Annotated in this window: 25 protein-coding genes; 11 read left to right on the top strand and 14 right to left on the bottom strand. The window is 70.9% G+C overall.

Annotated features, from left to right (window positions below; all coding sequences use genetic code 11):
* The first annotated feature begins 2 nt into the window (after window positions 1-2).
* Complete coding sequence (locus ABZ855_RS12870) at window positions 3-872, top strand: acyl-CoA thioesterase II (protein ID WP_360805385.1); 870 nt, start codon at window positions 3-5, stop codon at window positions 870-872.
* A gap of 13 nt (window positions 873-885) precedes the next feature.
* Here ABZ855_RS12870 and ABZ855_RS12865 read toward each other — a convergent pair whose 3' ends face one another.
* The 7 genes from ABZ855_RS12865 to ABZ855_RS12835 all read right to left on the bottom strand — a co-directional run bounded on the left by ABZ855_RS12865 (window position 886) and on the right by ABZ855_RS12835 (window position 7,570).
* Window positions 886-1,848 (bottom strand): DUF6397 family protein, encoded by a 963-nt coding sequence (locus tag ABZ855_RS12865; RefSeq protein ID WP_360805558.1) that lies wholly within the window; start codon window positions 1,846-1,848, stop codon window positions 886-888.
* A 245-nt stretch (window positions 1,849-2,093) separates the two neighbouring features.
* Window positions 2,094-2,507, bottom strand: a complete 414-nt coding sequence (locus ABZ855_RS12860; RefSeq protein WP_319203298.1) for a roadblock/LC7 domain-containing protein — start codon at window positions 2,505-2,507, stop codon at window positions 2,094-2,096.
* Window positions 2,508-2,646: 139 nt separating this feature from the next.
* Window positions 2,647-3,252, bottom strand: coding sequence for an ATP/GTP-binding protein (locus tag ABZ855_RS12855; RefSeq protein WP_360805381.1), 606 nt, complete (start codon window positions 3,250-3,252; stop codon window positions 2,647-2,649).
* 62 nt (window positions 3,253-3,314) lie between these two features.
* Window positions 3,315-3,728, bottom strand: coding sequence for a DUF742 domain-containing protein (locus ABZ855_RS12850; protein WP_360805378.1), 414 nt, complete (start codon window positions 3,726-3,728; stop codon window positions 3,315-3,317).
* A 22-nt stretch (window positions 3,729-3,750) separates the two neighbouring features.
* Window positions 3,751-4,188 (bottom strand): roadblock/LC7 domain-containing protein, encoded by a 438-nt coding sequence (locus ABZ855_RS12845; RefSeq protein WP_319203304.1) that lies wholly within the window; start codon window positions 4,186-4,188, stop codon window positions 3,751-3,753.
* Window positions 4,185-6,731: a nitrate- and nitrite sensing domain-containing protein gene (locus ABZ855_RS12840; protein WP_360805375.1), complete on the bottom strand. Its 2,547-nt coding sequence runs from the start codon at window positions 6,729-6,731 to the stop codon at window positions 4,185-4,187. The genes ABZ855_RS12845 and ABZ855_RS12840 overlap by 4 nt, the downstream gene beginning before the upstream one ends.
* Before the next feature lie 32 nt (window positions 6,732-6,763).
* Window positions 6,764-7,570, bottom strand: a complete 807-nt coding sequence (locus ABZ855_RS12835) for an MHYT domain-containing protein (RefSeq protein WP_360805372.1) — start codon at window positions 7,568-7,570, stop codon at window positions 6,764-6,766.
* Between the two features lie 152 nt (window positions 7,571-7,722).
* On the opposite strand from ABZ855_RS12835, the gene ABZ855_RS12830 reads away from it, so the two are divergent.
* From ABZ855_RS12830 to ABZ855_RS12820, 3 genes are all read left to right on the top strand, one after another.
* Window positions 7,723-8,334, top strand: coding sequence for a class I SAM-dependent methyltransferase (locus ABZ855_RS12830; protein ID WP_360805369.1), 612 nt, complete (start codon window positions 7,723-7,725; stop codon window positions 8,332-8,334).
* A gap of 133 nt (window positions 8,335-8,467) precedes the next feature.
* Window positions 8,468-8,764: a hypothetical protein gene (locus tag ABZ855_RS12825; protein ID WP_360805366.1), complete on the top strand. Its 297-nt coding sequence runs from the start codon at window positions 8,468-8,470 to the stop codon at window positions 8,762-8,764.
* 136 nt (window positions 8,765-8,900) lie between these two features.
* Window positions 8,901-9,848: a hypothetical protein gene (locus ABZ855_RS12820; protein WP_360805363.1), complete on the top strand. Its 948-nt coding sequence runs from the start codon at window positions 8,901-8,903 to the stop codon at window positions 9,846-9,848.
* A 125-nt stretch (window positions 9,849-9,973) separates the two neighbouring features.
* On the opposite strand, the gene ABZ855_RS12815 is transcribed toward ABZ855_RS12820, so the two are convergent.
* Window positions 9,974-10,156, bottom strand: a complete 183-nt coding sequence (locus tag ABZ855_RS12815; protein WP_319203316.1) for a hypothetical protein — start codon at window positions 10,154-10,156, stop codon at window positions 9,974-9,976.
* Between the two features lie 234 nt (window positions 10,157-10,390).
* Between ABZ855_RS12815 and ABZ855_RS12810 the strand changes: the two genes are divergently transcribed.
* Window positions 10,391-13,267: a DEAD/DEAH box helicase gene (locus ABZ855_RS12810; protein WP_360805360.1), complete on the top strand. Its 2,877-nt coding sequence runs from the start codon at window positions 10,391-10,393 to the stop codon at window positions 13,265-13,267.
* On the top strand, window positions 13,264-14,649 hold the full coding sequence (locus tag ABZ855_RS12805) for an SWF or SNF family helicase (protein WP_360805357.1): 1,386 nt from the start codon (window positions 13,264-13,266) through the stop codon (window positions 14,647-14,649). Before ABZ855_RS12810 ends, ABZ855_RS12805 begins: the two co-directional genes overlap by 4 nt.
* Window positions 14,650-14,662: 13 nt before the next feature.
* On the opposite strand, the gene ABZ855_RS12800 is transcribed toward ABZ855_RS12805, so the two are convergent.
* Together ABZ855_RS12800 and xylA are read right to left on the bottom strand one after the other, a co-directional pair.
* On the bottom strand, window positions 14,663-15,265 hold the full coding sequence (locus ABZ855_RS12800) for a hypothetical protein (protein ID WP_360805354.1): 603 nt from the start codon (window positions 15,263-15,265) through the stop codon (window positions 14,663-14,665).
* A 474-nt stretch (window positions 15,266-15,739) separates the two neighbouring features.
* Window positions 15,740-16,906, bottom strand: a complete 1,167-nt coding sequence (xylA, locus tag ABZ855_RS12795; protein ID WP_360805351.1) for a xylose isomerase — start codon at window positions 16,904-16,906, stop codon at window positions 15,740-15,742.
* A 191-nt stretch (window positions 16,907-17,097) separates the two neighbouring features.
* Here xylA and xylB point away from each other — a divergent pair, with 191 nt between their 5' ends.
* The 5 genes from xylB (at window position 17,098) to ABZ855_RS12770 (ending at window position 24,017) form a co-directional block, all read left to right on the top strand.
* Window positions 17,098-18,543, top strand: a complete 1,446-nt coding sequence (gene xylB / locus ABZ855_RS12790; protein ID WP_360805348.1) for a xylulokinase — start codon at window positions 17,098-17,100, stop codon at window positions 18,541-18,543.
* 136 nt (window positions 18,544-18,679) lie between these two features.
* A complete protein-coding gene (locus ABZ855_RS12785) occupies window positions 18,680-19,888 on the top strand; it encodes an ROK family transcriptional regulator (RefSeq protein ID WP_360805345.1) in 1,209 nt (402 codons plus the stop codon).
* 217 nt (window positions 19,889-20,105) lie between these two features.
* Window positions 20,106-20,720: an N-acetylmuramoyl-L-alanine amidase gene (locus tag ABZ855_RS12780; RefSeq protein ID WP_360805342.1), complete on the top strand. Its 615-nt coding sequence runs from the start codon at window positions 20,106-20,108 to the stop codon at window positions 20,718-20,720.
* Window positions 20,721-20,825: 105 nt separating this feature from the next.
* Window positions 20,826-22,106: a GAF domain-containing protein gene (locus ABZ855_RS12775; protein WP_360805339.1), complete on the top strand. Its 1,281-nt coding sequence runs from the start codon at window positions 20,826-20,828 to the stop codon at window positions 22,104-22,106.
* 387 nt (window positions 22,107-22,493) lie between these two features.
* Window positions 22,494-24,017 carry an aldehyde dehydrogenase family protein gene (locus ABZ855_RS12770; RefSeq protein WP_360805336.1) on the top strand — a complete coding sequence of 508 codons (1,524 nt, stop codon included), beginning with the start codon at window positions 22,494-22,496 and terminating at the stop codon, window positions 24,015-24,017.
* A gap of 163 nt (window positions 24,018-24,180) precedes the next feature.
* Here ABZ855_RS12770 and ABZ855_RS12765 read toward each other — a convergent pair whose 3' ends face one another.
* The 4 genes from ABZ855_RS12765 to ABZ855_RS12750 all read right to left on the bottom strand — a co-directional run bounded on the left by ABZ855_RS12765 (window position 24,181) and on the right by ABZ855_RS12750 (window position 25,904).
* On the bottom strand, window positions 24,181-24,330 hold the full coding sequence (locus tag ABZ855_RS12765) for an integrase (protein WP_360805333.1): 150 nt from the start codon (window positions 24,328-24,330) through the stop codon (window positions 24,181-24,183).
* A gap of 396 nt (window positions 24,331-24,726) precedes the next feature.
* A complete protein-coding gene (locus ABZ855_RS12760) occupies window positions 24,727-25,083 on the bottom strand; it encodes an IS3 family transposase (RefSeq protein ID WP_360805330.1) in 357 nt (118 codons plus the stop codon).
* A complete protein-coding gene (locus ABZ855_RS12755) occupies window positions 25,058-25,480 on the bottom strand; it encodes a transposase (RefSeq protein ID WP_360805327.1) in 423 nt (140 codons plus the stop codon). The genes ABZ855_RS12760 and ABZ855_RS12755 overlap by 26 nt, the downstream gene beginning before the upstream one ends.
* On the bottom strand, window positions 25,449-25,904 hold the full coding sequence (locus ABZ855_RS12750) for a transposase (protein ID WP_360805555.1): 456 nt from the start codon (window positions 25,902-25,904) through the stop codon (window positions 25,449-25,451). Before ABZ855_RS12750 ends, ABZ855_RS12755 begins: the two co-directional genes overlap by 32 nt.
* Window positions 25,905-25,988 lie beyond the last annotated feature (84 nt).

The following is a 25,988-nucleotide window of genomic DNA, read 5'->3' as shown; positions in this document are numbered from 1 at the left end:
CCATGACGAACGCAGCCGAGAGACTCGTCGACCTGCTGGACCTGGAGCAGATCGAGGTCAACATCTTCCGGGGCCGAAGCCCCGAGGAATCCCTCCAGCGGGTCTTCGGCGGGCAGGTCGCCGGCCAGGCGCTGGTCGCCGCCGGTCGCACCACGGACGGCGAGCGTCCGGTGCACTCGCTGCACGCGTACTTCCTGCGCCCGGGCCGCCCGGGCGTGCCGATCGTGTACCAGGTCGAACGGGTCCGGGACGGCCGGTCGTTCACGACCCGGCGGGTCACGGCCGTGCAGCAGGGCCGCACGATCTTCAATCTCACCGCCTCCTTTCACAAGCCAGAGGAAGGCAGCTTCGAACATCAGCTGCCGCCGGCCCGGAAGGTCCCCGATCCGGAGTCCCTCCCGAACGTCACCCAGGAGATCAAGGAGCATCTCGGCACGCTGCCCGAGCACTTCGAGCGTATGGCGCGCCGTCAGCCCTTCGACATCCGCTATGTGGACCGATTGCTCTGGACCACCGAGGAGGTCCAGCAGTTGGAGCCGCGCAGCGCGGTGTGGATGCGCACGGTCGGCCCGCTGGGGGACGACCCGCTCGTCCACACCTGTGCGCTGACGTACGCCAGCGACATGACGCTGCTTGACGCCGTCCGGCTCCCCGTGGAGCCCCTGTTCGGCCCGCGGACCTTCGACATGGCCTCGTTGGACCACGCCATGTGGTTTCACCGTCCGTTCCGCGCCGACGAGTGGTTCCTGTACGACCAGGAGTCGCCCATCGCCACGGGCGGGCGCGGTCTGGCCCGCGGCCGGATCTACGACGTCGAGGGCAGGCTGCTCGTCTCCGTCGTCCAGGAGGGGCTGTTCCGGAAGCTGCCCTGAAAAGTCCTGCGGTTCAGACTCGCGCGGCGCGCCTGCGGTCCCGCGCGGGTCGTGTCTTTCTGGCACGCAGTCGGCTCAGCAGGCCGCGGGTTCGCTCGGGTGCCTCATGTCGCTCGCGTGTCCCGGGTTGCTCGCCTTCGGGTTGCGCGGATGTCTTGAGGCGGCTCTCCTGCTGCGGGGGCGCGGCTACGGCGTTCTCCGGTTCGAGGCCTTGGTAGCAGGGCGGGGCCTGTTCCGACCTGGGGCGCGGAGCGGCCTGGTGGTCGCGGGCCTCGGCGAGGGTTTTGGTCAGGTCCGCCCGGAGCCAGCCGATCTCGTCCGGGTCGTCCGCCGTCATGATCCGTTCGGCCAGTCGTGCGGCAGGCGAGCCCGGGACGCCGTGGGCCGGCCGCTGCGGCCAAAAGCGGTTCAAGTGGGCACGTTCGTAAGGGTCTTTGACGATGTCCGCGACCTGGGAGGGTTCGAGGAAGGATGCCACGACCGCTGCTCGCGCCCATGGATCGTCGGTCGGCCGGAGCAGAAATCCCAGTTGTCGTCCTCGCCAGTTGCGGGGCCTGAGGTCAAGTCCTGCCTCGAGTTGGTCCCGCAACCTCGGAGGCGTACGGCCGGTCAACAGAGGAACGGTCTCCTTGGCTGCCGCGAACTGCCGTAGTTCGTCGGCGAGATACAGCCAGACCACCGCCCGGTAGCGGTTGAGATAGAAGTTCACCGGCGTCACGAGTCCCAGCCGCGCGAGGCGCGTGAACCGGGTGGGAGCCACATCCATGAGCTTCGCGCCCTCCGCCGTGCCTACCGCTCGGACGCGTTCGCGCAGGGTTTCGGGGAATCGTCGGTCGTGGCGCAGCCGGTCGATCTCGTCGCGGCCGACGCGTCGGCCGCCGCCTCCTTCGTCCGGAACGGTCCGGACACACCCGAGATGTACTGCCAGTTCGAACTCGCGGCGTTTCAGACCCAGTTCGCGTGCGGCACGGCTCATCGCGAGAGGCGGATTGGGAGTGCCCGGTGTCCCGGGAGACCTGGGGTTGGGCAGCGTGCTGGTGGCCGGTGCGACGACGGCGGTCCGGGTGGGTTGGGTGATGCCGGTGGCGGACATGGTCGGTCTCCCCCGTGGAGTGGATGGGCCCGCGCCGTGTGCGCCGGCCTCGGGAAAAACCGTAGCCGGTTCGGCGCCCGGCGGTTCAGGCCTGTGGATAACTTCCGCCGGGGCACCATTTCCGCAGGTCAGGAGTCCGAGGTAGGAATGTGCTCGGGCTGCCTGGCATCCACGTCGAGGTGTTCGCCGACCCGGTTGACGAGCAGTGTCATCTCGTAGGCGATCTGGCCGATATCGGCCTCCGCGGCCCCGAGCACGCACAGACAGCTGCCGGTGCCGGCCGCCGTGACGAACAGCACCGCGTCGTCGAACTCGATCATCGTCTGGCGTACCCTGCCCGCGCCGAAGTGGCGTCCCGAGCCTTTCGCCAGGCTGTGCAGGCCCGAGGACACGGCGGCGAGATGCTCGGCATCCTCACGTCGGAGTCCTGTGCTGGCGCCTGTCACCAGTCCGTCGTTCGACAGGACCAGGGCGTGTCGTATGTGTTCGACACGCTCGGTCAGATCGTCCAGCAGCCAGCCAAGTCCTTGGTTCTGAGCCATGTTTGTGATCTCCCCGTGCGGCAGGTCCTCCAAGCCGAAGGATCCGGTCAGTCAGCCTTCCCCACGGCCGCCCGCGGAGCAAGGAGGACAGGTTCATGGCGCGGAAGACGTCTTGTCGCTCAGCCGGGTACGTCGCGCATCAGCTCACCGAGTCGAGCAGTCGGGCGGTGTGCATCCGCCCGGCGTACTCGACCAGCCGGATCAGCACCTCCTTGCCCGAGTCCCGGTCGCGGGCATCGCAGAGCACCACCGGCGTGCCCGGGTCGAGATCGAGGGCCCGTGACACGTCCGGGGCTCCGTAGGAACGGGCGCCGGCGAAGCAGTTGACGGCCACTACGAACGGGATGTGCCGGTGCTCGAAGTAGTCCACCGCGGGGAAGCAGTCCTCCAGCCGCCGCGTGTCCGCGAGGACGACGGCGCCGAGGGCACCCTGGGACAGCTCGTCCCACAGGAACCAGAAACGGTCCTGGCCCGGCGTCCCGAACAGGTACAGGGAGAGACCCGAGCGGATGGTGATACGGCCGAAGTCCATGGCGACCGTCGTCGTGACCTTCTGGTCCACACCGTCGGTGTCGTCCACCAACTGCCCTGCCTCGCTCAGCAGTTCCTCGGTGCGCAGCGGCCTGATCTCACTGACCGCGCCCACCAGGGTGGTCTTGCCCACGCCGAATCCGCCGGCGACCAGAATCTTCAACGCCAGAGCCGACATTTCGTCGTCCGTGTCGTCGGAGTGCTCGGAGACCATCGATCACTTCTCTCTAGGGTGCCGGACAACTCGGCGTGGTCCGGGTGGTTGTGCGTCTCTCGTCACAGCGCCCTCAGCCCTTCGATCACCTCTCGCAGAATGCGTTCGTCGGGCAGCTGCGCTGGCGGTACCGGCCGGCTGACGGTGACGCATCCCAGCTCCAGAAGGTCACCGAGCAACACCCGCACGACCCCTACGGGAAGGTCCGCGCCCGCCGAGAGTTCGGCGACGGACTGCGTCTCCGTGCGGCAGAGGTCGATCAGGGCCCGGTGCTCGGGTCCGAGCGCGGTGTCGTCGTCCATGGCGGGCGCGCCCGTGTCCAGCGTGACGAGCGCGATCAGGTCGAAGCGCACCCCTGTGGGGCCGGGTCTGGTGCGTCCGCCCGTCATGGCGTACGGGCGGACGAGGGGCCCGGCCTCGTTGTCGTACCACTGGCTGCCCGGCTCCTGCGGGGTACCTGTCATGTCCTCGGTCATCTGCGCGGACCGCCCTCTCGCCTCATCCGGCGGCGGGCGGGCGCGCCGCTGCTCGCGGCGCCGTGCGGAGATGCTCGCCCACTCGCTTCACCAGCCGTGCCATCTCGTAAGCCACGAGACCTATGTCGGCGGTCACGGCGGTGAGCAGGGCGAGGCAGGAGCCGTCGCCTGCGGCGGCGACGAACAGGAAGCCGTCGTCCATCTCCACCATGGTCTGGCGCACGCCACCGGCGCCGAAGTGCCGGCCGGCGCCCTTGGCCAGGCTGTGGAAGCCGGAGGCGACGGCGGCGAGGTGCTCCGCGTCCTCACGCTGGAGATCGGTGGAGGCCCCCACCGCGAGTCCGTCGTTGGACAGCACCACGGCGTGTCGCACCTCGCTGACGCGCAGGACCAGGTCGTCCAGCAGCCAGTCGAGTTCGCCGGACCGCCGCTCGGCCCTCGTGCTCGGGTCCTTGATCATGAGCGGTCTCCTTCGCTGCTGTCTCTGCCGGTCTTGGCGCCCGGTCCGGCTCCGCGGCCGGGTGACCTGCCGCCGCCGCGCACCCAGCCGTCGTGGTAGGCCGCCATGCGGTCCCGTACGGCCTCGGGGGTGCGCTTGTCCTCGCTGCGGGAGCCCGGCGGGCGGGTCGGCTCCTCGGGGCGCTGTTCGCGCAGTTGGGGGGCGAGGTGCGCCTGCCTGACGCGTCGCGGGAGGTCGTCGGACTCCCCGTCGTCGCCGGCGTCGTCGGGCGGACGGTGCAGCCGCAGGGAGGTCACTCCCGGCGGCGGGTTTTCGTAGGCGGTCTCCGCCGATGCCTGCGCGGGGGCGACCAGCGCGGGGCGGTCCGCCGGTGCCTGGACCGGTGCTTGGACCGGTTCCTGGGGCGGGGCGGCGGCAGCGGGCACGCGCGCGTATTCGCGTTCGACGGCTCGCTCCCGGTCCACAGCGGCGCGGGGCGAACGGTCCGCCGCGCCGCTGTGCAGCAGTGCCTTGGGCAACAGCACGACCGCGGTGGTGCCGCCGTAGGGCGAAGTCCGCAGGTGCACCTTGATGTCGTGGCGGGCGGCGAGCCTGCTGACCACGAAGAGGCCGAGCCGGTCGCTGTCGAACAGGTCGAGGGCCTCGGACTGTTCGATGCGGCGGTTGGCTTCGGCCAGGGTCTCCTTGCCCATCCCGAGTCCCCGGTCCTCGACCTCCACGGCGTAGCCGTTGCCGACCGGCTCACCGGTGATGCGCACCCTGGTGTGCGGGGGTGAGAACTGGGCCGCGTTCTCGACGATCTCCGCCAGGAGGTGTGTGAGGTCGGCGACCGCGGTGCCCTCGACCGATGCCTCGGGGAACTGACGTACCTCCACGCGCGCGTAGTCCTCGACTTCGGAGACGGCGGCCCGGACCACGTTCGTCAGGGAGACCGGCATGCGCCAGGCGCGGCCGGGTGCCGCTCCGGAAAGGATGATCAGGCTCTCCGCGTGCCGCCGCATGCGGGTGGTGAGGTGGTCGAGCCTGAACAGGTCGGAGAGTTCGTTCGGGTCGTCGGACCTGCGCTCCATGCTGTCGAGGAGGCTCAGTTGGCGGTGTACGAGGACCTGGCTGCGGCGCGCGAGGTTGACGAAGACACCGGAGATGCCGCTGGCCAGTTCCGCGCGTTCCACGGCGGCGCGCAGGGCGGCGCGGTGCACCGTGCCCAGTGCCTCCGCGACCTGTTCGGTCTCGTCCTCGGCGGGCGGTCCGGGAGGTGCCTCGGCCCGGATGTCGATCTCCTCTCCCGCCCGCAGCTTCAGCATGGCCTGCGGAAGCTTGTGGCGGGCGATCTCCAGAGCGCTGTTGCGTAGGCTCACCAGCTCGACGACGAGGCCGCGTCCAATGCGTACGGAGATCACCAGGGACGCGGCGACGGCGGCGAGGCCGAACAGCACGGCCGCGCCGGCCGGGGTGAGCAGGCCTCGGGTGAAGGGGTCGGCCCGGTCCGCGACGTCGTGGCCCGCGTCCGCCTCGATGGCCCGCATGCCGCCCTGCACGCGGGTGTGCGCCTTGGCCCAGGTGGATTCTGGCGCTGCGGTGATCGCCCTGACGCCCGGGCGCGTGGCGAGAACCCTGTCCTCAACGGCGGCCAGAGTGGCGTACCCGCTGTCCGCCGCGAGGTTTCGCCAGGTCACTCGTTCCGGGCCGCGCAGGTCCGAGGCGGTGGCTTCGAGGAGGGTTCGGCGGGTGTCGACGGCCCCGGTGAACAGCCTCAGCCGCTGTCCGTCGAGGCGCCCCGCGAGCCGCGCCCCGGCGAGTACCGCGTCCTCCTGGGCCAATGCCTCTCCCGCACGGGAGAATTCGAGCAGCACGCGCGCGTCGGAGCCCACTTCGGCGTCCTGGATGCCGGTGAGCGCGCCGCGCACGGCGAAGGCCGCCGAGATGGCGCTGGTGTACCGCGCGTACGTCTCGGACCACCCCGTACGGCGTTCGAGGACCGAGGCACGCAGAGTGCTCAGTTCTTCGACACCGACGACGAAGGTTTCCAGGCGGTCGGCCACTCCTGCGGGCAGCTCCTCGCCGTCGGCCACGGTGTTGCGGTCGCCGAGGCGCAGCTTCGCGACGGTCCGGTCGGTGCGCTCACCGAGAGCCTTGAGGTCTTCCGCCGGGACCGCGTTCGGACTGGTCGCCCGGCGTACGGCGGCCACGCGTTCGGCCTGGAGCGCGGCGACGGCGGCGGCGACCGGGGCACGCACCTGCGAGTCGACGCGCTGCAACTGCCGCAGCCGGGCGACGTCCTGGGCCGTGGTGACGGTGGCGTACGCCCACAGGGCGAGCAGCGAGACGACCGGCACCATCAGCAGGCAGACGATCTTGGCGCGGACGGTTCCCGGTCGTAGGCGCCAGCGTCCCGCGCGCGTGGGTATCTCGTCCGACAGGGCTCCGGGGAACTCTTCGGAGCCCTCGTCGGCAGGCGGGCCGGCGTGCGCGCGGCGTCCGCGCACCGGGGGCGAAGGCGCCGTCCCGGGGGCGGCTGGGGTTGTCCTACGGGGTGTACGCATGGCCTCCTCGCTCATGGTGGGTTCGGGGCGGGTCACGCGGGCCGCGCAGGGCCGTGCGTGCTCTGGTGGGCGGTGACGCTCTCAACGGGTCGCTGGGCGGACGCGGACGCCTCGCGTTCGCCGGCCGTCGGCGACAGCGCGACGAACGCGGAGGTCAGGAAGAGGTAGGACCCGAGGCCGACGGCGAGGGGGAAGATGAACTGCATCGCCGTGGCCCCGGGCAGCACCTCACCGGAGGGCGCGACGTCCACATTTACGGCGAACATCGCGGTGTAGTGCATGCTGCTGACGGCCGCCCCCATCACGAGTGAGGCGACCGTCACCGCGATGGGCGACTTGATGTTCAGCGCCGCCCACAGGGCAGCGGTGGCTGCGACGACGGCGATCACCACGGAGAGTGCGACGCGCACCGGGTCGTAGGTCACCTCGCCGTGCAGCCGTACCGCGGCCATGCCGAGGTAGTGCATGCTCGCCACGCCCAGCCCGGTGGTGAGCCCTCCGACGAACAGGGCGCGGGCGCGGTCGCGCCCGTAGCCGACGGCGAACACTCCGGCGGAGACGACGGCCACGGCGACGAGGAGGCTGAGAATGGTCAGCGGCACGTCGTAGCGGATGTCGGTGCCGCCGACACTGAAGCCGAGCATGGCCACGAAGTGCATGGTCCAGATGCCGGTGCCGAGCGCGGAGGCCGCGGTGAGGAGCCAGTTGCGGCGCGAGCGCCCGGCCGCGCCGAGCGCACGGACCGTGCAGCGCAGCCCGAGGGCGGCGCCTATGCAGGCCATCACATATGACAGTACGGGGGTCAGCCAGCCGAAGGCGGCGTGGTCCAGGTGTCCCATGACCACGGGACGCTAGTGGGGGCACGGTCGCACGAAGGGGGCGCATTTCGAAAGGTAGTGAAATATGGCAGGGAACTGCGCCTGAACGATCGCGTCCAGCTCGAACGTGTGCGCAGTGGGGTCCTTCTCGTCTGTGCGGGATCATGCGGATCATGAGCGACGACCGCACAGCCGACCACACACAGGTGCAGGACTTCTTCTCCGCCCGCGCCGCCGACTGGGACCGCCGGTTCCCCGACGACGGGCCCGCCTACGCCGCCACGGTTGCCGAACTGGGCCTGCGCGAGGGGGCCCGGGTGCTGGACGCGGGCTGCGGCACCGGGCGGGCCCTGACGCCGCTGCGGGCCGCCGTGGGGCCCTCCGGAGTGGTCCTGGGCGCGGATCTGACCCCGGCCATGCTGGAGGCCGCGGTACGCGCCGGACGGGGCGTCGACGGCCACCTGTTGCTGGCCGACGCGGCCGCCCTGCCTCTGCGGTCGGAGTGCCTCGACGCGGTGTTCGCGGCGGGGCTGATCGCGCACCTGCCGCATCCGGCCGCGAATCTTCGTGAACTCGCGCGCGTGGTACGCCCCGGCGGCACCCTGGCGCTGTTCCACCCGATCGGCAGGGCCGCGCTGGCTGCCCGTCAGGGCCGCCGGATCACCCCGGACGACCTGCGCGCGGAGGCTGTTCTCGGTCCGCTGCTGGCCGGTGCCGGATGGCACATGACGTCGTACGTGGACGAGGACCGACGGTTTCAGGCACTGGCCGTACGACTGCCGTGACCGGCGCGGTCATGGGCGTGCGGAACGCCGTACCGCATGGGCCCTCTTCTGCCGCCGGAGCTCCGACTCTACGTTGGAAAGCAGCAGATGAACGATCAACCGTGGCATCCACACAGGGGGAAGGGCGGTCGGCATGTTCGGCGGTATCCATAAATCGTTCACCAGATTTCTCCATTTCTGGCGCTCGGAAGAGGGCACGGGGCGGGAGAAGCGTCACCACAACCTTTTCGAGGCCGCCGCGGTGTATGTGTCGGCGTGCGCGGAGGACGACCAGGATCGGATGGACGAGGCCGTGGCCTGGGTGTCTCCGGAGGCGCTGTCGTTCGGGGTGAACGAACTGGCGTGCCGTGCTGTCATCGCGTGGGCCAGGGAGCGCGACGAGTCGCCGCGGACGGTGGCCCGGGAACTCCTCGGTCTGCCCGCGGCCTGAGCGAAGCGGGTACATCCGGTCGATTCCCTCCCTGTCCGGCAGAAAGCAGCAGCTCCGGGTGGGGTGGGACTCGTGACAACGGCCTTCCGCTCGGAATAGGGTGCGCGCCGACGGACGATCCGAAGGGGAGGCTGGGATGGCAGAGACGGACGAGGGGGCCGTCGCCACCGCGGACGACGCGCTGTATGTGCTCACGGCGGTGCTGCTGACGCCCGCGCAGTTCCCGAGCGTGCTGGGCGACGACTATCCGGAGGCATGTGCGGCGCTCGGCCTCGCGCCTTTCGTCGACGGTTACGGGCTCGTCCTCGGCCAGGACGGCGACGGCGCGCGGTGGACGGTGGTCATCGACGACGTCTCCCTGGTCGCGGTCGCGATCGCGTCGTGGGACTGCGGCATGGAGTACGAGCTGTCGCCGGAGGAACACACGGTTGTCGCGGCCCTGCCCGGCTGGCCGCTGGCCGTCGCCGTCGCGGCTCCCGATGTGCCCGCTCCGCACGACCCGGGCCCCGAACTCACCGACCTGCCGCCGCTCGCTCCCCCGGACACCACGGCGTGGGGCCCGGCGCAGCGGCGTCTGGGCGCGGACGAGATCGCACTCCAGTGGGCGATCTGGCGTGAGCAGCTCAGCGACGAGGACTTCAGCCCTCCGGGCGGCAGGCCGCCGACGCCCGCGAGCGAGCCGGTCCCGGTCGGCGACGACACCGATCACGCCCGGGGCACCGCAACCACCGCCGAGGACGGCGCGCCCCTGTCCGAGGACCGCGTGGCCCAGACAGCGGACGCCCCAAGTCAGACCGATGCCAAGGTGAACCGGCCCCGGGCCGGCATCCGGCGTGTTCTCGCGGAGGCACGCGCGTACGTGGAGACCCCTCCGCCCCTCGGCCGGGTCCGTTCCTCCTTCGCTCCGGGCGACGCGCGGACACTGCGCGCCGACGGTCCCGGCTGGTCGATGGTTGCCAGGACCGACGACATCGCCTTCGTGCTGCTCGACGAGGAGCCCGGAGAGGTGCTGCCGGTGGGCCGGGGCCCGGAGCTGCCCGGACTTCTCGAGGCACTCGACAAAATGGCGGTACGTCCGAACTGAGCCCCGCCGACGGACGCCGCCCGGATCGTGCTTCCGGCTGGCGAAAGGCACGACGCTGATGGCCCTTGCGAGCCGAGCGGGTCGTCAGGCCGAGGGGGATGCTCTCGACGCCGGACGGCGGCGCCTCAGCGGCCTATCTCCTTACGGGTGACGCGACGCAGCCTGCGCCGCTGAGCGGGGTCAAGCGTGAAATAGGCGGCGGCCGGAACTCCCAGCACTATCAGCAGCGCTGCCCACCAGGGCAGCCAGATCAACAGGATGAGCCCGGCTGCCACGCCCCCTGCGGCGATCTTCGCGTTCCTCGACATGAGTGTCGCCTCCTTCGCGGCCAGTGCCGCTCTCTGCTGTGAAAAACGGGCCCGCGCCTTTCACGGTTCCGGATCGCGACCCTGAGACGTCCCTGAGAAGCGACCCCTACTCGCCCCTGAGGGCTCTCCCACCAGCGTGACCTGGAATGCCGCTCGGCTCGCCAGGAAGGCGGCCACCATGCTGTACCCTCGGCGACTCGAACCCAGTAGTCAAATTTGAGGAATGCCATCGCTGTGCAGAGGATTCCTGCGGCAACAACGTCCGAGATCTCCGAACTGGCCGGCTGCCGTGCCGTGTTCCTGCCCGGTGATCCGGCCCGCGCCGGTCGGGTGGCGTTCTGGCGGCCCGGCGAGACCCCGCCCGCAGTGGCCGCCGGAACCGTCGACGACCTGACCGTGGTGGCGGCGACCGAATACGGCGTCGAGCGGACCCGGGTGCCCGCTGTGCTGCTTCCGGTGCGCGCGGCATTGCCGGTCCTCACGCGGGCGCGTGCCGCCGCGCAGGCCCATCGGGCGACGGCGTTCTGGGGTTCGGCTGCCGTGCTGGCCCTGCAACTGGTCGCGCGAGGGCTGCTGTTGCCCGGCCTCTCCGCGGGGAACCACGACGCCTGGCGGGCCGGTCCGCTGACGGCGCCGGACGTGGAGCGCGTCCGTGAACTCGCCGCCGCGATGCCCCCGGACGCACATGCCGTGCCGTTGGGGGGTCCGGAGGGGACGGAGCCACCGATGCTGCCCGACCCGGAGCGGCTGCTGCGCGCCTTCCTGGACGCGGTGGCCGACGCACTGCCCCGCTCCCCCGCCGCGTCACTCGCCGCGGGCGGAGCCGCCTACGCGGCGCGGGAACCCCAGCACATGCCCGAGCAGCGCGCGTGGGCCGCGGAGGTCGCCGCCGGGCACGACGCGGGCGTACGGATCTCGCTGCGCGTCGAGGTGCCGGGGCTGGATGCGTACGGGCCGGAGGAGAATGCCCCGAGGTTCAGGGCCGTGCTTCAGGTGCACAGTGTGAGTGAGCCCGGGCTTGTCGCGGACGCGGTCGACGTCTGGGCCGGGACCGGCGCTCCCGGCGGCTCCTTCGGCACGCGCGCGCGTATGGACGCCCTGCTCGCGCTGCGTCGCGCTGCTCGCGCCTGGCCGCCGCTCAGCCCCCTGCTGTCGGCGACCGTGCCGGACGCGGTCGAACTGGCCGCCGAAGAGGTCACCGAACTGCTCGGGGAAGGCGCCCGCGCCCTCTTCGCCGCCGGGGTCGAGGTGCACTGGCCCAAGGAACTGGCCCGCAAACTGACGGCCCGCGCGGTCGTCGGCCCACCCGATGACGACACCGGTGCCGGCACCGGGAGAACTTCTTCGGACACGCCGTCGTTCCTGTCCGCCGACGCACTGCTCACCTTCAACTGGTCGTTCGCACTGGGCGACCAGCAGCTCACGCGCGAGGAGCTGGACCGACTCGCCGAGGCGAACCGCCCTGTGGTGCGGCTGCGCGACCAGTGGGTCCTCGTCGACCCCCGGGAAGTCCGCCGCGCCCATGCCCAGCAGGACCGCAAGCTCACACCGGTCGACGCTCTCAGCGCCGCCCTGACGGGCTCCACGGAGGTCGACGGCCACCGGATTCAGGTACGGCCCACCGGGTGGCTGGCGAGCCTGCGGGACCGTATTTCGGACCCGGAGGCGCAGGACCCGGTCGGCCAGCCGGCGGCCCTCGCCGCCACGCTGCGCGACTACCAGCTGCGGGGCCTGAACTGGCTCGCCCGGATGACGTCACTCGGTCTCGGCTGCTGTCTGGCCGACGACATGGGCCTCGGCAAGACGATCACACTGATCGCGCTGCATCTGCACCGGCAGACCGAGGAGTCGGCAGCGGGGCCCACCCTCGTGGTCTGCCCGACCTCCCTGATGGGCAACTGGCAGCGCGAGATCGAGCGGTTCGCGCCCGGTACACCCGTGCGCCGCTTCCATGGGGCGCGGCGGAGTCTGGAGGCCCTGGCCGACGGAGAGTTCGTGCTCACCACGTACGGCACGATGCGGCTGGACGCGCGACAGCTGGCCGCGACCTCGTGGGGCATGGTGGTGGCGGACGAGGCACAGCACGTCAAGAACCCGTACTCCGAGACGGCCCGGGAGCTGCGTTCCATCGGCGCACGCGCGCGCGTGGCGCTCACCGGCACCCCGGTGGAGAACAACCTGTCAGAGCTGTGGGCGATTCTCGACTGGACGACGCCGGGGCTGCTGGGTCGGCTCGGCACCTTCCGCTCGCGCTACGCGCAGTCCGTCGAGGGCGGCCAGGACCCGGCCGCCGCGGAGCGTCTGGCCCGGCTCGTCCGCCCCTTCCTGTTGCGTCGGCACAAATCGGACCCCGGTATCGCCCCCGAGCTGCCGCCGAAGACGGAGACCGACCGCGCCGTGTCGCTCACCAAGGAGCAGACGGGGCTGTACGAGGCCGTGGTGCGGGAGACGCTGGCGGAGATCTCGGGCGCCGACAGCATGGCCCGGCGTGGACTGATCGTGAAGCTGCTGACCGGTCTGAAGCAGATCTGCAATCATCCGGCGCAGTTCCTCAAGGAGGACCAGCCGAAGATCGCGGGACGCTCCGGAAAACTGGAACTGCTGGACGAACTGCTCGACACCATCCTCTCCGAGGGGGCGAGCGTTCTGGTCTTCACCCAGTACGTGCGGATGGCTCGGCTCCTGGAACAGCATCTGGCGTCCCGCGGGGTACCCACCCAGTTTCTGCACGGCGGGACGCCCGTCGCGGAACGCGAGGCCATGGTGGAGCGTTTCCAGGAGGGCGAAGTACCCGTCTTCCTGCTCTCGTTGAAAGCCGCGGGCACCGGCCTGAACCTGACAAGGGCCGAACACGTCGTGCACTACGACCGCTGGTGGAATCCCGCCGTCGAGGCCCAGGCCACGGACCGCGCGTACCGCATCGGCCAGAACCGGTCCGTGCAGGTGCACCGGCTGATCGCCGAGGGCACGATCGAGGACCGCATCGCCGAGATGCTGACACGTAAGCGGGCACTGGCGGACGCGGTCCTCGGCTCCGGGGATGCGGCGCTGACGGAACTGACGGACACCGAACTGGCCGACCTGGTGCGACTGCGAGGGGAAGCGCGATGAACCGCAAAGACCGGGACCACTACGAACGAGGCCGGCAGCACAGCGGTGACGCCGGTGGCGGTCACGGCCACGACGGAGACGGAGACGTAGACGTAGACGTAGACGTACACGAACTGGGCACGTCCGGCGCCGATACGGAGCGCACCTTCGCCGCGCTGCCTCCGTCACGGGGGCGCGGTTTCGCGGAGACGTGGTGGGGGCGTGCCTGGCTGAAGTCGCTGGAGGACGCCGCGCTGGACTCCGAACAGGTGCGGGCGGGCCGGCGGCTCGCACGTGCGGGAGCCGTGGGCGCCGTGTCCGTGCGGCCGGGACGCATCACCGCCGTCGTCCAGGACAGGGATCGCACCGCGCATCGTTCCGACGTCCTGCTGCAGGAGCTGTCCGACGAACAGTGGGACCGTTTCGTGGACATGGCCGTCGAGCGGGCCGGCCACATCGCGGCTCTGCTGGACCGGGACATGCCCCCATACCTGGTGGAGGACTCCGCGGCCGCCGGAGTCGACCTCCTGCCCGGCATGGGTGATCTGGAGCCGGAGTGCGACTGCGGTGCCTGGGACCACTGCGGCCATACGGCGGCACTCTGCTACCAGGTCGCGCGGCTGCTGGACCAGGACCCCTTCGTTCTGCTGCTGATGCGCGGACGCGGCGAGCGTGCCCTGTTGGACGACATACAGAGCCGTGGCACCGCTCCCCCGGTCGGGTCCACTGAGCCGGAGGGCGTGGACGCGGCCGAGGCCTTCGCGTACGAAGCCCTCCTGCCTTCACCGCCCGCCCTGACCCGGCTGCCCGACGCACCCGGGACACCACCGGCTCTGGACACCGAGGTCCCGCCCGCGCCCGGGGTCGATCCGGACGCCCTGCAGTTCCTGGTCACGCGCACAGCCGTAGAGGCGCATCGGCTGCTCGCCGAGGCGCTCGAACCCGGCCATGAACAGCGCGCGCTCGAGGCCGAGCTGACAGTGGGCCAGGACGCGGTCCGGCTGGCGGCGAACGGCTGTTCGCAGACCGTCTCCGACCGGCTCGCCGAGGGATCGGGGCGCAGCCGGGAGCAGTTGGCGGCGGCCGTCCGTGCCTGGCGGCTCGGTGGTGCGGCCGCGTTGTCGGTCCTCGAGGAGGCGTGGACGGTCGAGGGCGAACGGCTCGCACGCGCGCGTGCCGCGCTCGACTCCGCCTGGGACGACGAGGAGCGGCCTGCGCTGCGGGCAATGGGCAACCGGTGGACGGTGGTCGGCGCGGACCGCCAGTTGCGCCTGGCGCAGGACGGCCGATGGTGGCCGTACCGGAAGCAGAGCGGCCGTTGGATACCTGCTGGAGAGGCGGCCCATGACCCGGCGACCGCGCTGGCGTCGATGGAGCACACGATCATGGAGCATCCTGCTTGAGGTCACCGGAGTCTCAGGTCAACGGCGCGGTGAGTTTGCGAGCGCCGGAGCCAAGGTCGGCGGCCAGGCTGCACGCGACCTTGTCGATGCCCACCCGGTAGCCCGCGGTGTCCGGATACTGCACCAGGCTGCCCGTCACGGTGTCGGCGGGCTGTCCGGCCGCCTGACGTTCCAGAGCAGGGCGGCACAGGGCGGTGGCGGCGTCCTTCAGAGCGGCGTCCGTCGCGTAACCGCCCTCGAGTTCGGCCACTTTCACCACTTCCGCGTCGTGTGGAGCGTCGCACGCGCGTTTGGCGGCCTGGCCGGGGTGGGTGGCATCGGTGTTGAAGCAGTCGCCCGTTCGCAGCATGTAGTACGGCACCGCGTCGCCCGCCAGCGGGATGAGCGATTCGAGGTCGCTCGGGAACTCGCTCGGCAGCTCCGTGGGGAACCCGGACGGGAGTTTGGTGGGGAGCCGGGACGGCAACGTGGGAAGTTTGGTGGGCAGTGCGGTCGGGATGCTGAACGACGGATCGGGGGTACGGCTCGAACCGGGGCTGCTCCCTGGCGGGTTCTTGTCCGGCGTGTCGTTGCCGCCGGACACCATGAGCACCACGGCGACGACGGCTCCGACCACGACGACCGCGGTGATCAGGATGAACAGAGGGTTCGGACGCCTGCCGGGTCCCCGGTGTCCGCCGGGGCCGTCCGACGGTTCGGGCGGCTCCGGCGGCGTCCAGCCGCCACCACCTTGCGTGGGCGGCCAGTTGCCTCCCGGCGGAGGGCCGTAGCCCCCGCTTCCGTAGCCTCCCCCCGCGGGCGGGCCGAAGCCTCCGGGATGTGGCCCGAAGCCACCGCCCGGAGGCGGATTGTTCCCCGGCGGCCCGGGCGGTGGGGGCGGTACGGGCGGCATGGCCATACCGTCAAGAGTCGCCGCGAACCGGTCGACACGCGACCCCCACGCGGAAGTTGATACGGACTCATGCCCTGGACCGCATGATTCCGGAGCAATCCGCCTGAAGGCCTGCCACAGGGAATCAACCGGAGCACAGTTGTATACAGCAGTTGATCGGGGACACCCGTCGGAGACGGGCGTCCCCGGGCACGCGACTCAGCCGCGCGCACCCAGCAGGTGGTCCATGGCGAGCTGGTCGAGCTGCTCGAAGGCCATCCCGCGCGCGGCCGCCCCGTCCACGTCGAACTCCTCGAAGGCCGAGCGGTCCGCGAGGAGGGCCTGGAGGCCGTCCGCCGCCGTCTGCTGGGCCAGCTCGTCCAGACGGGAGGCACGCAGGGCCGCCTGGACCTCGGGGTCGGCACGGAAGGCGGCCGAACGCTCCTTCAGGATGAGGTAGTTGCGCATGCAGCCGGCCGCCGAGGCCCACACACCGTCGAGGTCCTCGGTCCGCGGCGGCTTGAAGTCGAAGTGCTTCGGGCCCGCGTAACCGGCGCTCTCCAGGAGGTCGACCAGCCAGAAGGCGGACCGCAGGTCGCCGGCGCCGAAGCGCAGGTCCTGGTCGTACTTGATGCCGGACTGGCCGTTGAGGTCGATGTGGAAGAGCTTGCCCGCCCACAGGGCCTGGGCGATGCCGTGCGGGAAGTTCAGCCCGGCCATCTGCTCGTGCCCGACCTCGGGGTTGACGCCGTACAGCTCCGGGCGCTCCAGGCGCTCGATGAAGGCAAGGGCGTGACCGACCGTCGGCAGCAGGATGTCGCCGCGCGGCTCGTTCGGCTTGGGCTCGATCGCGAACTTCAGGTCGTAGCCCTGCGACACCACGTACTCGCCGAGGAGGTCGAAGGCCTCCTTCATCCGGTCCAGGGCGACGCGTACGTCCTTGGCGGCGCCGGACTCGGCGCCTTCCCGGCCGCCCCAGGCGACATAGGTCTCCGCGCCGAGTTCGACCGCGAGGTCGATGTTGCGGATCGTCTTGCGCAGCGCGTAGCGGCGCACGTCACGGTCGTTGGCGGTGAACGCGCCGTCCTTGAAGACGGGGTGCGTGAAGAGGTTGGTGGTGGCCATCGGGACGCGCATACCGGTCGCGTCGAGGGCCTGGCGGAAGCGCTTGATGTGCGACTCGCGCTCGGTGTCCGAGGACCCGAAGGGGATCAGGTCGTCGTCGTGGAAGGTCACTCCGTGGGCACCGAGCTCGGACAGGCGCTGCACCGTCTCGACCGGGTCGAGGGCCCGGCGGGTGGCGTCACCGAACGGGTCCCGTCCCTGCCAGCCGACGGTCCACAGGCCGAAGGTGAACCTGTCCTCGGGGGTGGGCTGGTAGTTCATGCCGCGGCTCCTTGCGTTTGCTCCGACTATTTCGTCATGGCGGTTTACAAATTAGTATGCGGAAGCATCTCTGGGAAGAGACAACCTGTCCCTGAGCAGAGACTGAGGGTGGGAACGGGTCCCCGCGACCCGGACAGACACCGGAAAACGCCAGGCCAGATCCCGCGGAGCCGCGGAAGAGGGAGAGCTCGATGTCAGCAGCCGAGGGTCCGCTCGTTGTCGGCGTGGACACGTCGACCCAGTCCACCAAGGTGCTGGTCGTCGACGCGGCCACCGGCCAGGTCGTGGCGAGCGGCCAGGCGTCGCACACCGTCACCACCGGGGCGGGCCGCGAGAGCGACCCGCGGCAGTGGTGGAACGCCCTGGGCGAGGCACTGAGCCAATGCGGTGACGCGGCACGCGAAGCCGCCGCCGTGTCGATCGGCGGCCAGCAGCATGGACTCGTCACCCTGGACGCCCACGGTGAGCCGGTCCGTCCGGCGCTGCTCTGGAACGATGTGCGCTCGGCGCCGCAGGCCCGCCGACTGGTCGAGGAACTGGGCGGCGCGAAGGCCTGGGCCGAACGCACCGGAAGCGTGCCCGGCGCCTCCTTCACGGTCACGAAGTGGGCCTGGCTGGCCGAGCACGAGCCGGAGGCGGTCCGCGCCGTCAAGGCCGTACGGCTCCCCCACGACTACCTCACCGAGCGCCTCACGGGCCAGGGGACCACCGACCGCGGCGACGCCTCCGGCACCGGCTGGTGGGCCTCCGGGACGGAGGCGTACGACACGGAGGTGCTCGCGCACGTGGGGCTCGACCCGGCGCTGCTGCCCGGGGTGGTCCGGCCGGGCGAGGTGGCCGGGACCGTCCGCGACAGCCACGACCTGCCCTTCTCCAAGGGCACCCTGGTCGCCGCGGGCACCGGGGACAACGCCGCCGCCGCGCTGGGGCTCGGGCTCCTCCCCGGCACGCCGGTACTGAGCCTCGGCACGTCCGGCACGGTGTACGCGGTCTCGACACACCGGCCGGCCGACCCGACCGGCACGGTCGCGGGCTTCGCGGACGCGCGCGGCGACTGGCTGCCGCTGGCCTGCACCCTCAACTGCACCCTCGCTGTCGACCGCGTCGCAGCGCTGCTCGGTCTGGACCGCGAGGCCGTCGAACCCGGTACGGGCGTCACCCTCCTGCCCTACCTGGACGGGGAGCGCACCCCGAATCTGCCCGGCGCCTCGGGCCTGCTGCACGGGCTGCGCCACGACACGACCGGGGGCCAGCTGCTCCAGGCCGCGTACGACGGGGCGGTGCACTCGCTGCTCGGCGCCCTCGATCTGGTGCTCGACGCGGACGCGGACCGCTCGGCGCCCCTGCTGCTGATCGGCGGCGGCGCACGCGGCAAGGCCTGGCAGGAGACCGTACGCCGCCTTTCCGGGCGGCCGGTCCAGGTGCCCGAGGCCAAGGAACTGGTCGCGCTCGGCGCCGCGGCGCAGGCGGCTGGGCTGCTGACCGGCGAGGACCCGGCCGCGGTCGCCCGCCGCTGGAACACGGCACGGGGGCCTGTCCTGGACGCGGTGGAGCGGGACCAGGCGACACTGGACCGGATCTCCGGGGTACTCTCCGACGCATCGCCGCTGCTGGAGCGGGGGACGGACGTCGGCTGACGACCCCGGCGACGGGCAGGATCCGACGGAGTCGAGCGGACATCCATCGAACGTTCGCCCGGCATCCGTGGACGGAGGTACGTACGGCCGTCCACGGATGTCGGCTCGAGGACACCCACGGAGGACTGACGGAGGCATGACCCCACCCCTGCACGAGGCCCGTCCGCCCGGCGCCGGCGCACGGCTGCCCGACACCCAGCAGGGCATGCGCCGCCGCAACCTGGCGCGGGTGATGCACACCGTCAGCGCCGAGGGGCCGCTGTCCCGTGCCGGGGTCGCCTCGCGCATCGGACTGACCCGGGCAGCGGTGTCGACGCTCGTGGACGAGCTGATCCGCTCAGGGCTGATCGAGGAACTGGGCCCCGAGCGACCCGGCCGGGTGGGGCGTCCCGGTTCGGCGCTCGCGGTGAGCGGGCGCGGTCCGGCGGGCATCGGCGCGGAGGTCGGTGTCGACCATCTCGCGGTCTGCGCGGTCGATCTACGGGGTGAGGTGCGGGCCCGCGCGGTGCGCCACGGCGCCAACCGAGGGCGCTCCCCCGAACCGGTGATCGAGGACCTGATCGGGCTGGTACGACAGGTGGTCACGGAGACAGAACGTGAAGGCCTCTGGCCGGCCGGCCTCGCGGTCGCCGTGCCCGGTCTCGTGGCCCGCGACGGACGCACCGTCGTCCGCGCCCCCAACCTCGACTGGCACGACGCGGATCTCGGCGCGCTGCTGCCGGTCGAGTTCCCGCTGACCGTGGACAACGAGGCCAACCTCGGCGCGCTGGCGGAACTCTGGCTCGGGGACGGGACCCCGTCCGACTTCCTGCATGTGTCCGCCGAGATCGGCATCGGCGCGGCGGTGGTCGTGGACGGCCGGCTGCTGCGCGGAACCCGGGGATTCGCGGGCGAGCTGGGGCATGTGCCGGTCCGTCCGGAGGGTCCGGAGTGCGCGTGCGGCGGGCGCGGGTGCCTGGAGCAGTACGCGGGTGAGGAGGCCGTGCTGCGGGCGGCGGGCGTCGAGCCCGGCGAGGACCGTGTCGGGCTGCTCGCGGAACGCGCCGCCCAGGGCGACACGGACGTACGGCGGGCCCTGGACGGGGCCGGCACGGCGCTCGGCATCGCGTTGACCGGGGCGGTCAATCTGCTGGACCCGGAGACGGTCGTCCTGGGCGGTGCGCTGTCCGGGCTCGCGCCGTGGCTGCTGCCGTCGCTGGAGGCGGAACTGGACCGGCGGACGGCCGGCCCCGCCTGCGCGGTGTCGGTGTCCCGGCTGGGCCCGGAGGGCCCGCTGCTGGGCGCCGCACACTCGGTGGTGCGGGCCGTTCTGGACGATCCGGGCGCGGTGGCGGGACGGGGCTGAACGGGCCCCGACCGGCTCCGCTCCGCCGCACCGCGAGCAACTTCACCCCTGGGGGTGACCGAGTTATCCACAATCGCTCGGTCATCCACCGAAATTCATGGGCCCTCCCTGCCCGGCCGCCCAGCCCCGTAGCGTGATCCACGTGACGCCCGGCCGTCGTGGCCACGACCGGTGCGAACCTCACCCATTCACCTTCCACGGAACGGAGTTGGCAGCGATGAGCGACTCACAGACAGAACGGACCAGACTCCTTCCCACCAGACGGCGGCTGTTGAGGAGCGCCGCGCTCGCCGCCGGCCCCTACGCCCTGCTCCCCGCTCCGCGGGTCGGCGCCCAGCCCCGCTCCCTCGACTACCCGCTCGCCACCTGGGAGCCCGCGACAACCGCCAACTACACGGCGTCCGGCCCTCCGCAGATCCGGGTCCCCGACCTCGTGGTCATCCATGTGACTCAGGCGTCCTACGCCAACACCCTGGCCGTCTTCCAGCACCCGCAGAAGAAGGTGTCCGCGCACTACGTCGTACGGTCCGGCGACGGGCATGTGGCGCAGTGCGTCCGGGAGCACGACGTCGCCTGGCACGCGGGCGACTGGAACCACAATCTGCGCGGCATCGGCATCGAACACGAAGGGTGGGTGGACCGACCCGGCTATTTCACGGACGCCCTGTACAAAGGGTCCGCACAGTTGACCGCGACGATCTGCGCGCGCTACGGCATACCGAGGGACCGCGGGCACATCATCGGCCACTACGAGGTGCCCGGCACAGACCACACCGATCCGGGTCCGAACTGGGACTGGACGCGCTACATACGTCTCGTCAACGCCGCCTGAACCGACCGGTGGTGCCGTCGTTCGGTCGACCGTGTCGAAACGGTTGTCCGTCCCGCTCCCCCGAGTGACGATGTCACCAGCCGCATCGCCTTCCGGGAGGCCCAGTTGACCGACCCATGGGTGGCCCTGGAACCGGGGGCCGATCCCGTCGAGCGGGATCGGGTGCTGCGTCACGCGCACGAGACGTTCACCGCGGCGGGGACGGTGACACGGCCAGTGCGTACCGTGGTGGCGGACTCCTGGATACGCTCCGCCCGCGCGGGGGTGGGGCCGGACGGCACGGCGAGCGTGGAGCTGGTGGACGGTGACCTGGGTGTCTACCGTGCCGAGCATCCGCTGGCCCGGGTGATGCCGTTGTTCCGTGAGCTCATGGGCACGTTCGCCGCGGACGACGAGCAGGTTCTCGCGGTGTGCGACGCGCAGGGCAGACTGCTGTGGGTCGAGGGGCATCCTTCGGCCGTGCGGCAGGCGGAGCGGATCAACTTCGTACCGGGAGCCCGCTGGGCGGAGTCCGCAGTGGGAACGAACGCGCCGGGTACGGCGGTTGCCGTGGACCGGCCCGTGCAGGTGTTCGCAGCCGAGCACTTCATCCGGCGGGTGCAGCCGTGGACGTGCGCGGCAGCCCCGGTGCACGATCCGCGCACGGGGCGGGTGCTCGGTGCCGTGGACATCACCGGCCGCAACAAGCTCGCGCATCCGCACAGCCTCGGGTTCGTACAGGCGGTGGCCCGGGCCGCCGAGTCGCAGCTGGCTCTGCTCGCCCCTGTCGGCCCCGCGCCGGACGCCCTCGAACTGGCCGCGCTGGGCCGAGACGAGGCTCATCTACTGTCCGCCGGGCGGGCGTTGCGGCTCAGCCGTCGGCACAGCGAACTCCTCGTGCTGCTCGCCCGCCACCCGGAAGGGCTGACCGGGGACGAGCTGCTGTGCGCGCTGTACGAGGACGAGTCGGTGACGCCGGTGACCCTGCGCGCCGAACTGGCCCGGCTGCGCCGCGTCCTGGCTCCCGGGTTGCTGGCGTCCCGCCCGTACCGACTGACGGTGCCGGTCGAGTCGGACATCGCCGTGGTGGAGCGTTCGATCGAGGCGGGCGCCGTCACGACGGCGGTGCGGGCGTATACGGGTCCGCTGCTGCCCGGTTCGCGGGCTCCGGCCGTGGCCCGACTGCGGCGGAGACTCGCCGACGGTCTGCGCAGCGCGCTCATCGCCCGCCGGGACCCGGACCTGCTGGCCGACTGGGCTCATGCGCCGTGGGGCGAGGACGACCTCGACGTATGGCGTGCGCTCGCGGCCGTCCGACCCACGGCGGCGGTACGGGCCCGCCTGAACGAGCTGGAGTCGGAACAGGCGGCGCCCCGGGGTTGGCCGCATGTGACTGTCCGGCGCTGACGGAGAGCGGGCGGGGCGAGGGCTTGGGGGCGCAGGTCCCGGGTGCCCACGGGTCCCGCGCTCGCCTGGGCTCCCGGTACCCGACAGCCCGTGTCCGACCTCCCGCGCAGGGAGGCCGACGCCCCGGAGGCGTAGGCGCCCAGGCCTCAGCGCGCCCCGAGGCTGACGCGCACCGTCGGCACGCCACAGCCCACGTCGCGGCGCTCCACATACCGTCACGCGCCCGTGCTCCAACCCTGACCCTGACCCCTACCCGGCCCCTGCCCCTCGCCCCCGCTTACTCGCCCCCGGGAATCTCCACGCAACCTGCCTGCAACCTCGCCGCTTCTAGCCTCGCGGCGAGAGCGGCCCAACGGCGGGCGGCTCTGCTGAAGGAGGCAGGCCAGCATGACCCGTTACGCGGCGCCCGGTACCGACGGCGCGATCGTCTCCTACCAGGCGCGCTACGACCACTTCATCGGCGGCGAGTACGTGCCGCCGGCCCGGGGCCAGTACTTCGAGAACCCGAGTCCGGTGAACGGGCAGCCGTTCACGGAGATCGCGCGGGGCACCGCCGAGGATGTGGAGCGCGCGCTCGACGCGGCGCACGCGGCGGCTCCGGCGTGGGGCCGCACGTCGGTGACCCAGCGGTCCGACATCCTGCTGAAGATCGCCGACCGGATGGAGGCGAACCTCGAAGCACTGGCGGTAGCCGAGAGCTGGGAGAACGGCAAGCCGGTACGCGAGACGCTCGCCGCCGACATCCCGCTCGCCATCGACCACTTCCGCTACTTCGCGGGGGCGATCCGGGCGCAGGAGGGGTCGCTCGGCGAACTCGACGACGACACAGTGGCGTACCACTTCCATGAGCCGCTCGGTGTGGTGGCCCAGATCATCCCGTGGAACTTCCCCATCCTGATGGCGGTCTGGAAACTGGCGCCCGCTCTCGCGGCGGGCAACGCGGTGGTGATCAAGCCCGCCGAGCAGACACCGGCGTCCATCCACTACTGGATGAGCCTGATCTCGGACCTGGTGCCGGCCGGTGTCGTGAACATCGTGAACGGCTTCGGGGTGGAGGCCGGAAAGCCGCTCGCGTCCAGTGCGCGGGTCGCGAAAGTGGCGTTCACGGGTGAGACCACGACGGGGCGGCTGATCATGCAGTACGCCTCGGAGAACATCAAGCCGGTCACCCTGGAGCTGGGTGGCAAGTCGCCGAACATCTTCTTCGACGACGTGTGGGCCGCGGACGACGACTTCCGCGACAAGGCACTCGAAGGCTTCACCATGTTCGCCCTCAACCAGGGCGAGGTGTGCACTTGTCCCTCCCGGGCGCTGGTGCAACGAGGCAACTACGCCGACTTCCTCCAGGCCGGGGTCGCCCGCACCGAGCTCATCAAGCCGGGTCACCCGCTCGACACGGACACGATGATCGGCGCCCAGGCCTCCAACGACCAGCTGGAGAAGATCCTCTCGTATCTGGACATCGGCCGGCAGGAGGGGGCGAGGATCCTCACGGGGGGCGAACGCATCGAGTACGACGGCGAGTTGAAGGGCGGTTACTACGTCCAGCCGACCATCTTCGAGGGCGACAACCGGATGCGGATCTTCCAGGAGGAGATCTTCGGACCGGTGGTGTCCGTGACGTCGTTCGGCGACTTCGACGACGCGATCAAGACCGCCAACGACACGCTGTACGGCCTCGGGGCGGGTGTGTGGACCCGGGACATGAACACCGCCTACCGCGCGGGCCGGGCGATCCAGGCGGGCCGGGTGTGGACGAACTGCTACCACGCGTATCCGGCGCATGCGGCGTTCGGCGGCTACAAGCAGTCCGGGATCGGGCGTGAGACGCACAAGATGATGCTGGAGCACTATCAGCAGACGAAGAATCTCCTGGTGTCGTACTCGCCGAAGAAGCTGGGGTTCTTCTAGAGGCACGAAAAAAGGCGCCTGACCTGGACTTTCACCAGTCAGGCGCCCTCTCACTCAACCTACGCTCGAGCGAGCCCGGCTCGCGTGATTACTCCCAATTCCTCCCACTACTGCACCCCTCCTGACCAGTCCTTCCGGACCAGTCACGGACCAAACCCCCGGCTCAGCCCTCGGGTGCGTCACCTTGGCTTACACGCTGCCACTCGTTCATGGACTGCTCGATGAGCTGGTTCGCCTGCTCGCGAAGACCGTCGAGGAACTTGGCGTAGTGACGGAAGAGAACCTCGATGCTTTGGCCGGCGCTGCGGCGCATTCGGCCGGGTCCACTCCGGAGTAGAGCCAGAACGAGATCCCGGCATGCCGGAGGCCGTAAGGTCGCTTGGCCAGCTGTGAAGTGCGCGCAGCACCAGTCAGGGCGTACTCCCGGGCCCGCGCCCACGTGATGCCATATGCGGAAGCATCCACGTAGTTGCCGGCCTGGTTCCGAAAGAGTCTGCCGTCAGGCGCCACGTCGAACTGCTTCACATGGGCACGCAGTTCGTACGAGTTGCGGTGGGACGGGAACAGGCCGTGTCGCGTTTGCCGCGCGACGCTTGAGCGGGTGCACTTCGTGCACCTCACCGTCGTCGGTCCAGTCCTTGCCAGCGTTCGTATTCGTTGGGGCTGAGGTGGCCGTTGGCGGAGTGCCGGCGGCGAGTGTTGTAGCGGGTCAGCCAGGCGAATACCGTCCTGCGGCAGGTGCCGGCGTCACCGTAGCCGTGGGCGCCCTGGAGCGTTTGATGGAGAATGTCCGCATGATGCGGGCGACCCGCTTTTCGTTGACCCGCTGTACTTTCTCGCGAAGCTCGGCCGTTATGCGCGGGGAGCCGTAGGCGCCGCCGGACTCGCCGTGGACCTCGCGGATCTCCTCGGCCAGGATCCGGTCCTTGCGCTGCCAGATGGCCCTCGCCTCGGCGCCGGCGAGCCACTTGTAGTAGCTGGACCGGTTCACGTGCAGGACCTGGCAGAGCCGCTTCACCTCGTAGGTGTTGCGATGGTCGTCAACGAACTGGAAGCGGCTGATCACCAGTTCGTCTCTCCGGCGAAATACTTGGCCGCCTTGCGGAGATGTCCCGCTCGGTGGCGAGCTTGCGCTCACTCGCCTCGAGTTCCGCCACCCTCGCCTCCAACTGCCGCACCCGCTCGTCCGGATCAGCGGACGGCACCGTCTGCCGGGATTGCGCGGCCGGCTTCGCGGCCGCAGCGGTGATGCCACGGCGTTCGCGGTCCCGCAGTACCCACTCGCGGAGGGTGGCCCGGTTGATGCCCAGGTCAGCGGCGATGCTCTTGTAGATCGCCCCGGGTGTGGACTCGTACAGGGCCACGGCATCGGCCTTGAACTCGTCTGAGTAGTCCTCCATCGCCGTCGGCGGTCTTCTCGCTTCCTCCGGATCAAGCAGATCCAGTATCAGCGTGTCCACCACTCAGGGGGAGGCCCCGCCCGTCGCCTGATTTGGCCCGAGCACAGGCCCGCCCGCTCAACACGGCTCGCGCCGCGTTCTGGGCATCGAGCGGATCCGATGTGCTACGCCGCCGGCGATCCGCCCGGTCCATCCGATTCACGTCAAACACGTCCACCCCCTGGGCCAGCAGATAGCGGGAGAGGGATGCGCCGTAGGAGCCGGTCCCATCCACCCCGGCCCGCCTCACGGCTCCAGACATCCTGGCCCACTTCAGCAGATCGCGGTAGCCCGCAGCGGTTGCAGGAAACTCGTCGGTGGCCAGCACCGCCGCCGTCAAGGAGAGCACCGAAGCCGCATGGGCATCACGATGTGTATCCACTCCCAACACCACCTCCCCTGGAGGGCGGCGACGGCGGGACTTCGGAGCAGGCGACGTACTGGACATGGTCGAATTCGCCATACCCGATCCCTTCCCGGTCTTATGACATGTCGCGTTGCCGGTACCGGGCCGCGTCGGGCGGTCAGAATC

The organism is Streptomyces sp. NPDC047042, from assembly GCF_040644035.1.
Classification (GTDB): Bacteria; Actinomycetota; Actinomycetes; order Streptomycetales; family Streptomycetaceae; genus Streptomyces.
The sequence above is the reverse complement of the archived record's forward strand: the minus strand, read 5'-3'. Positions and strand labels throughout refer to the sequence as shown.